The organism is Nocardia sp. JW2, assembly GCF_051843015.1.
Lineage (GTDB): Bacteria > Actinomycetota > Actinomycetes > Mycobacteriales > Mycobacteriaceae > Nocardia > Nocardia coubleae.
This window is the reverse complement of sequence record NZ_JBPXLK010000048.1, coordinates 1-10,477: the sequence shown is the minus strand read 5'-3', so window position 1 is coordinate 10,477 and position 10,477 is coordinate 1. Positions and strand designations below refer to the sequence as shown.

Below are 10,477 nucleotides of genomic sequence, written 5' to 3'. Positions count from 1 at the left end.
AGGCCCTGTGGCGCAGTTGGTTAGCGCGCCGCCCTGTCACGGCGGAGGTCGCGGGTTCGAGTCCCGTCAGGGTCGCACGAGAAATCCCCCGTACCGATCGGTGCGGGGGATTTTCGCGTCAGCGGCGGTGGTCGATGCTGGTGATGCGGTAGCGGCCGGTCGAGATCTCGGTGGTCTTGATGGTCTGGTGCACCTTCTCGATGGCCGTGTCGCCGGGCCACTGCTGATGGATCGTGACGTGCCAGATGGATGTGTCGGTGGAATCGCCACGGGTGATGTGGGTGCAGTACTTGATGTCCGGCGGCAGGGTGGCGATGCCCGCGGCGAGGGCGGCCTCGTCGCCGACATGGGCGTTGTCGGTGACGAAGGACCTGGCTTTGGCGGCGTCGCGGTCGACGTAATAGCTGTACTCGAAACCGAGGATGGCGCCCTGAGGTGAGCTCGCGTCGCCGCGTTCGGCGCTCACGGTGATGGAGGTGGTGCGGAACTCCTCGCAGCCGGGGAGCGCGTGCGCGGGCAACGGTGGTGTGGTGCTCGAGGTGGGAGCTGTGATGTTCGACAGCCCGGCTTGCCTTGTGTCCGAGGCGGATCGGTCGCCCGGGCCGAGGAAGATGGTGGCGGCCACGCCGAGCAGCACGACGAACAGCAGTGCGCCGACCACGCCCTTGATCGCGGCGGCGGCCTTCGTGCGGCCGTGGCCGTCGTCGTAGCGTTCGTCGTTGTAGTTCTTGCGTGGCCTGCGCGCGATGGGGCCGCCGCCGCCGAAGTCCTTGAGCTTGGGCAACACCGGCATCTCCACGTGGTCACCGCTCTGCTCGGTGGCGGTCGTCGTCGCCCAGTCGTTCCAATCCACATCGTCGTGGCGGACCGGTTCGACAGGGATGTCGGCGTCGGTCCAGTCGTTCCAGTCACCGGTGAACCCGTCGTCGTCCTCGTCGGGGTGGCGGTAGACGGGTTCGGGCAGCAGCGGCGGCGCCGGGGCGTCGGTGAACGGTTCCGGTTCCGGCGGCGGCCACATCTCCGGGTTGGTCCCGATGGTCTGCGGCTCGGCCTCGCGCCGCCGCCTGCGCCGTCGTTTACCCTGCGGGCGACGGCGCCCGGTGGCGTCCGGCGACGAGAAGTAGGCACCGAACGGGTTGTCCATGCGCGCGGCCTAGGCGTTCGCCGGGACAACTCCGGGTTGCCCGTGTTTGGGGGCGTTCGACGGTCGTTCGCTCTCCTGATCCTGTTGCGGGCGCGCGGCGGGTGGAATCACCCCGCCCTGCATCGGCTGCTGTTGCGCGGGTGCCTGCTGGAACGGGGCCTGCTGTGGCGCTTCGGGTTTGGGCGTCGGATTGATCGGCGCGGGTGCGGGCGCCTCCGGCTTCGGTGCCGCACCACCGGAGTTCGCACCCCCGGAGTTCGCGCCGCCCGAACCACCCGGGTTCGCGCCTCCGGAACCACCGGAGTTGCCGCCGAGACCGCCGAACAAAGTGTTCGAATTGCCGCTGTTACCAGCGCCATTGGTGCCGGGCGCGGTCGTCGCGGGCGCGGTGTTGGCTGGTGTGTCGGCCGTACCGTCCACCCCGGCCGCCAGGGTGTCGATGCCGGTCGTCGCCAGCTCGGCGCCCTTGTCGATGCCGTGCATGGCGACTTCGGCGATCTTGTCGATGAGGTGCGTGCCGAAGCTGACACCGGCATCGATGGCCGCCGTACCGAGGCTCACCCCGCCGTCGATCAGCGCCTCCTGCAACGCGATCTGCGCCGCGACCGCCGGGTCGGTCGTCTTCTCGTCGTTCCAGGTGGAGGTGTCGGTGCCGCCGGTGCCGAGCACGTACACGCCCGGCGCGACCTCGGTCGCCCCGGGGGGCACCGTCACCCCGTTGGTCCCGCCGAGATCGCTGGTGAGCCCCCGGGTGTCGCGGGTGTGCTGGTCCATCTCGGTGCTGGCCGCACCGACCACCCCGACGGCCTCCTGGATCGCCTCCTCGGCGAGCTCCACGATGGCGTCGAGATTGTTGCTGTTCACGGCGGGTGCGGCGGATTTGGCCTTGCGCCGGAACTCCGCGATGATCGCGTCCACCTTGGCGGCCGCGTTCGCCTGCGTCGTATGTGCCTGGCCGAGCAGGGTACTGAGCCGCTCACCCCGGTCGGCCGCGGCCGACACCTCGGTGGCGGTCCGGCGCAGCGCCGGAGTCGCGGGTGCGGCGGTGTCGGTGGACTCGAGCGCGTAGAGGCCGAGCCGGTGCGGGTCCTCGGTGGCCGTGGTCGCGGCCGAGGCGGAGGTGAGGGCGGAGACGACGGCGGGATCGGGGTCGGCGGAGGTGTTGGTGCCCAGCGCCTTCCGTAATTCCAGCAGTGGCACCTCGAGCAGCGCGATCACCGGTTCGATCTTGGCCTCGGCCTCTTCGGGGGTGATGGTGCTCAGGGTGTTCTCGGTGACGAGCGATTTCGTGCGCATCAGGCCACCTCGTTCTCGACCGCGCGCAGGCCTGCGGCCACCTCCGTGTCGACGCCGGTGACGTCGTCGCCGAACCGGGTCAGGATGTCCTGGTAGGCGCTGACGAGATTCCCGGCCGTGCTGAGGGTTGAGGCGTGCGCGCCCGCCGCCTGGGTCCACGCGGCGGCGAATTCGCGGCCGAGCACGCCCAATCCGGAAAGATCGACGCCCGCCGCGGTGGTCGTCTGGGTGGCCGCGGTGCCAAGTAGTTCGGAAACCCGAGCTGCCGCACGCTGATAAGCGTCGAGCGCTGACGGGTCGAATGACATTTCTGCCACGATGTCTGCCCCTTCACGATCGCGGATCCCGGCGCTGCCGGCACTGAAAAGCGTAACCACCTGGGGCCGTTCGTGGGGGCGTCCGAAACTCTTGGCCACCTGGTTCTCGAGAATCCCCTGGTCGGCGCCGAGCTGACCGACCGGTAGGGTCGGCCGCGATGGCTGTCCTCCTGCTCACGCTGCTCGGGTTCGCCCTGCTGGACGCGCTCGACGTGTTGCTGGTGGCGATCACCACCGCCGTGGTCGCCGACAGCAGGCTGGCCAGGCGTTCGCCGCTGGTCGGTGTGCTGAGCTTCCTCGGCGGTGTCTTCGCGGTATCGGTGCTGTTCGGGGTCGCGACGGTGCTCGGTATCGACTTCCTCGTCCGCTTGCTCGACTTCGACCTCACTCCCACCCTGCGCTACTGGGGTGAGCTGGTGATCGGGCTGGTCCTGATCGCGGTGGCGGCGATTCCGGTCGACGCGGGCGCGACGCCGGGCGGCCGGTGGGTCCGGCCGGTGCGCAAGTACCCGTGGCTGATGGGGGTGATCGGTTTCACCCTCGGTCTGGCGAAGGTGCCGACCTCGGTGCCGTACCTGGCGGCGCTCGCCCTGATCTCCGCGCAGCGTCCGCTGCCCGCGAGCTGGCCGGTGCTGGTGGCGGCCTACTGCCTCGTTGCGCTGGTGCTGCCGCTGGTGGTGCTGGCGCTGGCGCTGCGCAGAACCCCTGGGGCACGGCGGATGTACCGGATGCTCGTGCGTGGGGTGACCCGGTACGGCCCGCCGGTGGTTCGTGTCCTTTTCGTCGTGTTCGGTGTCGTGCTCGTCGTCGACGCGCTGGTCCACGCCGGGCAGCTGTGGTGAGGGGCCCCGGGCGGCCGCTCAGGAACACGTCAGGTCTATCGAGTACGGTCATAACGAATCGATGACGTGCCTCGGCGCCCGCACCCTGGGCCGCCGGGCGTTACCAGGTGAGCAGGGAGGGCGACCCTTGAGGGTTACCGTTGTTGTGCCGACCTACAACGAGCGGGAAAATCTGCCGGTGGCGGTGGAGCGGCTGACGGCGCTGCCGGTGCCCGATCTGCATGTGCTGGTGGTGGACGACAACTCACCCGACGGCACGGGCGAGGTGGCCGACAAACTGGCCGCCGAGCTGCCGAACGTGGTGAGCGTGCTGCACCGCACCGAGAAGGACGGTCTCGGCCGCGCCTACATCGCGGGCATCACCCAGGCCCTGGCCGACGGCGCCGACGTGGTGATCCAGATGGACGCCGACCTCTCGCACCCGGCCGAGGTGATCCCGGCCATGCTCGAGAAGCTGACCTCCGAGGACGTCGGCGTGGTGCTCGGCTCCCGCTACGTCCCCGGCGGCTCCACCGCCGAGGAGTGGAAGTGGTACCGCAAGGCCCTCTCGGCCTGGGCCAACTTCTACGTGAACCTGATCCTGCGCCTGGGCGTCAAGGACGCGACCGCCGGTTTCAAGGCGTGGAAGGCCGACACCCTGCGCGCCATCGACGTGGCCTCCATCCGCAGCAACGGTTACTCGTTCCAGGTGGAGATGAACTACCGCGCGATCAAGCGTGGCTACACCATCGCCGAGGTGCCGATCCGTTTCGAGGAGCGCACGGTCGGCGCGTCGAAGATGAGCCTGAAGGTGCAGCTGGAATCGGCGCTCATGCCGTGGAAACTCCTGTTCGGCCGTTCTGTCTAGACCACACGCGAAAAGGCCCGGCCGGAACGTTCCCGGCCGGGCCTTTTCGCTGTGTGTCACTGCTCGGCGATGTGGCGGCGCACGCCTTCCAGTGCGATCACCATGACCGGCACCAGCACCACGTGCATCAGCGACAGGGCGATGGTGGAGGCGGTGTCGAAGCCGGCGGTCAAGGTCATGCCGATGGTCGCGATCGACAGCACCGAGCCGACGACGGCGGCGACTCGCAGCACCCCGGTCCACTTGTAGGAGATCAGCACCGCGGCGGTCAGTCCGATCAGCAGCGGAACCACCGACATCAGGATCACCCCGCCGGGAGCGACGTCGGAGACCTTGCCGTCGGTGGTCGTGGTGAACGAACCGCCCGCTGCCTCGCCGATTCCCCAGACGATCAGATTCGCGATCAGGGCGGCGGCGACGGCGCCGAGCACGGCGACGGGCCGGTTCAGGGCGGGCAGGGTGCGGGTGGTGGTTGCGGTGGTGACTGCGGTGCTCATGATGTTCTCCCTCATTCGGTGGTGACACAATCTTCAAACCTGAAGAATGGTTTAGGTCAAGGGCGGGTGGCGACATCCACCTGAGACCCTGGTCACATTCCGGGAGGGTGAGCTGTCAGGCGCTGGGCCAGTTCAGCAAGGTGCGTTCGTAGAGCTTGCGGACTTCTTCGATCTCCTCGTCCATCGCGGCGGGATTCCACGTCGACACATCGATCGGCGGCAGAATCGCCACGTCGACGACACCGCTTCGGGCGATGGGTGAGTCGCGCCAGGCGATGTCACCGGCATTGCGGATGACGATCGGGATCACCGGGACGCCCGCCTGCTTGGCGATGTGGAAGGCGCCCTTCTTGAACGGGCCGAGCCCGCGGGTGTACGAGCGCGTGCCCTCCGGGGCGACGGCGATCGACAGGCCTTCGCGCAGCGTCGAAACCACCGGTGCCAGCGCCGCTTTCGCGCGTTCGGTATCGGAACGATCGATGAAGGTGACACCGACGAAGCGCATGAGCGGCCCGAAGAGCGGATGCGACCGCAGTTCCTTCTTGCCGATGCCGGTGACGCCACCGTCGAGCACCTTGGGAACGATGATCACGTCGAACTGGCTCTGATGGTTGAACAGGAACACGGCGGGCCGTGGGGCGCGGGCGTTCTCGGCACCGACCACGCGCAGCTCGACGCCGAGGGTGCGCAGGGTCGCGGTGGTCCCGTCGTGCATGAGTGCGTCGGCCATGGCCTGGCGATCGCGGGTGTAGGACTTGCGGATCACGCCGGTCAGGGCACCGGCGACGAGGGCGACGAAGGCGAGGACGGTGCGGGCGTAGTCGATCGGGCTCGGCGCGGTGCGGCGCTGGAACGTAGCCGAGTCGACCGACCGGATGCCCGCCGATTCGAGCAGCGCGGGGGTGTCGGCGTAGACATAGCCGATTTCGCAGTTCCGCGCCGCGGCGAATTCGCCTACCGCTTCGGCTTTCTCGGTGCCCCACAGCGGCGGTCCATCGAGCTGTCCGGTGAGAATTCCGTTGTCGGTGGCGAACTTCGTGCACAGCACGTCGTCGATGCCGAGCAGTTCGGCGAAGGGGCGCACCTGGCAAACGGGCAGCTCGCTGACCAAAACAACTGTGTGCCCGGCAGACCGGTGTTCGCAGATCAGCTGCCAGGCTTCGGGGAAGATCCGGCCGTACATTTCCTTGCGGAAAACCCCGCGACCCAGTTTCTCCAGTTCCGCTTCCGGCACACCGGCCCACGCCCGTTCGGCTTCATGGAGAAATCGCCGATGGTCCCGCCGGAAGCCGGTCAGCATCGCATTCCGCCGAGCATCGCCGCGCCGGCGCACTGTGTCCGCCAGCCGCTTTCGGGGCAGCGCGTCGACCACGGCTCGTGTGTCGAAGACCGCGAGCACCCGATCGCCCTGTGGACCGGTTCTGATGGCGGCGACCGCGTCGTCGATGCCGCTCACAGCGAGTTCCGATTCGACGGGTCGAGTGAGGCGGCTCGGGCGATCCGTTCGCCGAGATCACGTAATTGCTGCGCGAATTCGGTGCGGCGCGCGATCAGGTCGTCCTCGCCGCCGGGCTCCGCCGGGGCGATCAAATTGTGGTTGTCCGCCAATTTCCACGCGCTGGTGAACAATTCCGTCGACACCGATTCGGGGCTGTGCAGCCGCTGCTGCAACAGCATCTGCTTGCCGACGGCGACGCATTCGTCGATGAATTCCTTGCGGTCGATGACGGCGTCGGCCGGGCGGTCGACGAGCCGTTCGGCCACCACCAGTTGCGCGTCGAAGAACGAGCGAAGCACGCGGTGCGCCATGACGAAGCCCGACTCGGTGAGTGCGCTGAGGAACTGCTGATCGAGGCGGTCGTCGGGGGTGTTCTCGTCCCACTCGGGGACGATCACGCGCACCTCTTCGATGATCTGGTCGGCGAATTCCTCACGTTCGGGGAAGAAGAATTCGAATTTGAGCAGGTCACGCAGCGCGAAGGCGGCCCGCCATGCCGCGCGGAGCGGGTCGTCGCCCGGCTGTTCGACGGCGGTGAGAGCGGCCAGCTCGAGAATGGCCCGGTTGACGAACCAGTGCACCGCGCTGTTGCGGTAGAACGCCGCCTCGAGGTGGGCGCCGGGTTCGATGGAGTACACCGGTTCCAGCCCGCCGCGATACACGGTGACCACCCCGGCCAGCGCCAGCTGTTCGAGGACGACCTGCAGGCCCTGCTCGTCGCGCAGCTTGGACAACTCACCCGCGGGCAGGCCGCGCCGATCGATATAGCCGAGGACCGGGTCGAGCACGGTGCGCACCTGGCCAAGTGTCAGGGCGCGTTCGTGCACGCCGAGCAGTGCCAGGGTGACCAGGGCGTTGACGGTGATCGGGGTGACCGCGTTGATCCGTACCGCGACGTCGAAGGCCAAGCGCTGCACGGCTTTGCGTTCGGTCTCGCTCAGTGCCGATTCGTCGGGCACCTTGGTGGCCCCGGTCGCGGTGTCGTGCAGCGGGATGGTCTTGGGACGCTCACCGAGTGGGTCGCCGTGGGTTTCCAGCCGTTCCCGCGCCGAAATCGCCTCGCCGAAGCGGACATACACACGCCCGGCCGAATGTTGCTGACTACGAACATATCTCGCGAGCCACGCGATACCTTCCGGCTTCTTCTTGCCGCCCGCCTGCTCGCTGGCGATGGCGCCGAGCTCGTTGAGCCGCTCGTAGGTGATCGACACCGGCACCAGCATCACGTCCTCGACGCGACCCGAACGCACCGCCGCCGCGAGGTAATTCAGCAAGCCGTACCTGGGTGGGCGCAGCTTGCCGGTCCTGGTCCGGCCGCCCTCGAAGTACCACTCCATATTGAACCGCTTGGACAGCAGATAGGCGAAGTACTCCTCGACCACCGCCTTGTACACCTCGTCGTCGCCGAAGCTGCGCCGGATGAACACGGTGCCGGTGCGCCGGGCGATCGGGCCCATCGGCCAGAAGTTCAGGTTCGCCCCGCCGATCACGTGGTTGGGTGGGAAGTCGTTGCGGGCCAGCACGTCGCCGAGGACGAAGGCGTCCACATACGAGCGGTGCGAGGGCAGGAAGACCAGCGGGTACTTGCGGTTGAGCGAGCGCAGGGCGTCCAGGCCGCCGAGGTCGGTGTCGACCTTCCAGGTCGAGGCGTGCACCGGGCGCATGGCCTGGGTGAACAGATCCGACACCAGCCTGCTCTGCGCGGCGACCAGCTCGCGCAGCGCCTTCTCCGCGCTGCGGTGGACGTGGGCGGGATCGGAGCCGAACTCGTCGGCGATGTAGTCGAGTTTGCGCTGGAATTCCGGTGAGTCGAGGATTTCCTCGGCCACCAGCTGCGGCACCTTGTAGCGGTCGCCGATGACGGTGCGTTCCGCGCGTTCGAGCGCGACGACCGCCGCGCGCAGCACCGAGCGGGCGAAGGCGTCGGGCGAGCCCGATCGCAGCAGCGCGGCGGCCTCCGGATAGTTGGTGCGCAGCTCGCTCAGCCGCGCGGGCGCGCCGACCAGCACCTGGTGGCGGTCGGGGTGGGTGCGCAACAGGCGGCGCTGCACCAGGCGGTTCGGCTTGCGCGGATTGGTGAGCATGGCCAGGTCGGCGAAGGTCACCCGGCGCACGCCGTCGCGCTCGGGCGGCAGCCACAGCACCCGGACCGGGACGACCAGCGGGTCGTCGCGACGGTTCACCAGGCGTTTGATCAGGGCTTTGGCATCGAGATCCACCTGTGTGACGGGTGCGTCGGAGTCGATCTCACCGGCCAGCCCGCCCTCGGCGATCCAGGTGCCGATCACCTCGCGTTCCACACCGGAGGCCGCGTCGACCAGGGCGACTACCGAGTCCGCCTGCGGAGTCGTGCGCGTGGGCCGCCCATCGTTGTCGATCATCTCTCCATTGAAGCCGCAGATTCGCCGTAGCGCACCGAACTTCGCCGACAGCGCGTTCGCGGGTGACAATGAGTGGGCAAGGTTACCCTGCACACGGGTAGCAAAACCTGGAGGTAATGCTAACCTAACCAAGCTAAATTAGGTCAGCTTTACCTTGGAGGATCGTTGTCGTCGACGGAACAGCCCACACGGGTGGAATATGTGACCGATCCGGCGGCAGCGATGTCGTGGTTGGCCTCGGCCGATCGGTTCGGTGAGTACGTGATGTACGAACAGCCCGGTGTCTGGGTGTTTGCCGCCGACCCACTCGGCAGCGTCGAACTCGACGCCAACGAACTGCGCACCACCTGGGGTGAGCAGACCACCGCCCGCGCGTGGACCGGCAGACCGGCCGCCGCCGTCGACGCCGCCCTGGCGAGCCTGCCCCTGGACGGCCGCAACGCCTACGGCTGGATCGGGTTCGAATTCTGCGCCTATTCCCTCGGCGCCACCCGCTATCTCAACCCGCTGACCTCGCTGGCCAACCTGATGATCCCCCGCATCGAAGTGCGCATCGACGCCGACGGTGTGCGGATCAGCGGCGCCACCCCCGCCGAAATGTGCGATATCCACGACCTCATCGCGGCCTCGCAGGGCGCCGAGCTGCCTACGGCGCATCCGGTCGACGTGCGGCCCGACGTCACCGGATACCAGGATCGGGTCGCCACGGCCGTCGAGGAAATCCGTTCCGGCAGCTACCAAAAGGTGATCCTGTCGCGCAAGGTCGCACTGCCCTTCGCTGTCGACGTCCCTGCCACCTACCGCCTCGGCCGAGCCAACAACACCCCCGCCCGCTCCTTCCTGCTGCGCCTCGGCGGTCTGGAAGCGGCCGGATTCAGCCCCGAGCTGGTGGCCTCCGTCGACGACGACCGAGTGGTCACGACCGAACCACTCGCCGGTACCCGCGCCTTCGGCCTCGGCCCCGAAGCGGACAGCGCGGCCCGCGTCGATCTGCTGGCCGACCCGAAAGAAATTGTCGAACACGCCATTTCGGTTCAGACTTCCTTCGCCGAGATCGCCGAGGTAGCGGTTCCCGGTACCACGGCGGTCTCGGACTTCATGGCCGTGCGCGAACGCGGCAGCGTGCAGCACCTCGCGTCGACCGTCCGCGGCGAACTCGCTCCCGAACGCACCGCCTGGGACGCGCTGGAAGTGCTGTTCCCGTCCGTCACCGCCTCCGGCATCCCGAAACAAGCGGGCGTCGACTCCGTCTTCCGCAACGACCACGACGAGCGCGGGCTGTATTCCGGCGCGGTCGTGTGTGTTTCACCAACCGGCGCACTCGAGGCGACACTGGTTCTGCGAGCGATCTACCAAACCGGCGAAGGGGCGTGGTTACGTGCCGGGGCCGGAATCGTCGGCCAGTCCCGCCCGGAACGAGAGTTCGAGGAAACCTGCGAGAAGCTGGGAAGCGTCGCACCTTACGTCGTGAAGGCGTGAAGTAGGACCTGCACCGCGTGGGCCGGAAGTGCGGCAGGCGGCAGACCTGAGTGACACACGCCCCCAACCGCATTCCAGGCAGTCCGCCATGACAGCCTCCCCAACCCCGCACGACCCGACCTCGAGGAGGGTCCGCCGCGAAGCGGCGCAGCGGCCCGGCCGCGCGAACAGCGCTC

The 10,477-nt window shown here is 68.2% G+C and carries 9 protein-coding genes and 1 tRNA gene; 4 read left to right on the top strand and 6 right to left on the bottom strand.

Annotated elements, in window-relative coordinates; translation table 11 throughout:
- Position 1: 1 nt before the first annotated feature.
- Positions 2 to 75 (top strand) — tRNA-Asp (locus ACSVDM_RS30590).
- A gap of 43 nt (positions 76 to 118) precedes the next feature.
- On the opposite strand, the gene ACSVDM_RS30585 is transcribed toward ACSVDM_RS30590, so the two are convergent.
- From ACSVDM_RS30585 to ACSVDM_RS30575, 3 genes are read right to left on the bottom strand one after another with little or no spacing between them, the layout of a single operon-like run.
- Positions 119 to 1,144, bottom strand: a complete 1,026-nt coding sequence (locus ACSVDM_RS30585) for a hypothetical protein (RefSeq protein WP_439269145.1) — start codon at positions 1,142 to 1,144, stop codon at positions 119 to 121.
- A gap of 9 nt (positions 1,145 to 1,153) precedes the next feature.
- Positions 1,154 to 2,440, bottom strand: coding sequence for a hypothetical protein (locus ACSVDM_RS30580; RefSeq protein ID WP_439269144.1), 1,287 nt, complete (start codon positions 2,438 to 2,440; stop codon positions 1,154 to 1,156).
- Positions 2,440 to 2,757: a hypothetical protein gene (locus ACSVDM_RS30575; protein WP_439269143.1), complete on the bottom strand. Its 318-nt coding sequence runs from the start codon at positions 2,755 to 2,757 to the stop codon at positions 2,440 to 2,442. Before ACSVDM_RS30575 ends, ACSVDM_RS30580 begins: the two co-directional genes overlap by 1 nt.
- Before the next feature lie 158 nt (positions 2,758 to 2,915).
- Between ACSVDM_RS30575 and ACSVDM_RS30570 the strand changes: the two genes are divergently transcribed.
- Entirely contained in the window at positions 2,916 to 3,599 is a 684-nt protein-coding gene (locus ACSVDM_RS30570; RefSeq protein ID WP_439269142.1) for a GAP family protein, read from the top strand.
- An 85-nt stretch (positions 3,600 to 3,684) separates the two neighbouring features.
- The gene (locus ACSVDM_RS30565) at positions 3,685 to 4,446 is read left to right on the top strand and encodes a polyprenol monophosphomannose synthase (protein ID WP_210740475.1); all 762 of its coding nucleotides are present in this window, start codon (positions 3,685 to 3,687) and stop codon (positions 4,444 to 4,446) included.
- Between the two features lie 56 nt (positions 4,447 to 4,502).
- Here the strand turns inward: ACSVDM_RS30565 and ACSVDM_RS30560 are convergent, their stop codons facing one another.
- From ACSVDM_RS30560 to ACSVDM_RS30550, 3 genes are all read right to left on the bottom strand, one after another.
- Positions 4,503 to 4,943 (bottom strand): DUF6069 family protein, encoded by a 441-nt coding sequence (locus ACSVDM_RS30560; protein WP_439269141.1) that lies wholly within the window; start codon positions 4,941 to 4,943, stop codon positions 4,503 to 4,505.
- Positions 4,944 to 5,058: 115 nt separating this feature from the next.
- Positions 5,059 to 6,399, bottom strand: coding sequence for a 1-acylglycerol-3-phosphate O-acyltransferase (locus ACSVDM_RS30555; protein WP_439269140.1), 1,341 nt, complete (start codon positions 6,397 to 6,399; stop codon positions 5,059 to 5,061).
- Positions 6,396 to 8,822, bottom strand: coding sequence for a glycerol-3-phosphate 1-O-acyltransferase (locus tag ACSVDM_RS30550; protein ID WP_439269139.1), 2,427 nt, complete (start codon positions 8,820 to 8,822; stop codon positions 6,396 to 6,398). Before ACSVDM_RS30550 ends, ACSVDM_RS30555 begins: the two co-directional genes overlap by 4 nt.
- Positions 8,823 to 9,014: 192 nt before the next feature.
- Here ACSVDM_RS30550 and ACSVDM_RS30545 point away from each other — a divergent pair, with 192 nt between their 5' ends.
- Complete coding sequence (locus tag ACSVDM_RS30545) at positions 9,015 to 10,301, top strand: salicylate synthase (RefSeq protein ID WP_439269138.1); 1,287 nt, start codon at positions 9,015 to 9,017, stop codon at positions 10,299 to 10,301.
- Positions 10,302 to 10,477: the final 176 nt, after the last annotated feature.

Coding starts and splice junctions, on each gene's coding strand:
- ACSVDM_RS30585 (WP_439269145.1), bottom strand. CDS start 1,144: ATGGACAACCCGTTCGGTGCCTACTTCTCGTCGCCGGACGCCACCGGG.
- ACSVDM_RS30580 (WP_439269144.1), bottom strand. CDS start 2,440: ATGCGCACGAAATCGCTCGTCACCGAGAACACCCTGAGCACCATCACC.
- ACSVDM_RS30570 (WP_439269142.1), top strand. CDS start 2,916: ATGGCTGTCCTCCTGCTCACGCTGCTCGGGTTCGCCCTGCTGGACGCG.
- ACSVDM_RS30560 (WP_439269141.1), bottom strand. CDS start 4,943: ATGAGCACCGCAGTCACCACCGCAACCACCACCCGCACCCTGCCCGCC.
- ACSVDM_RS30550 (WP_439269139.1), bottom strand. CDS start 8,822: ATGATCGACAACGATGGGCGGCCCACGCGCACGACTCCGCAGGCGGAC.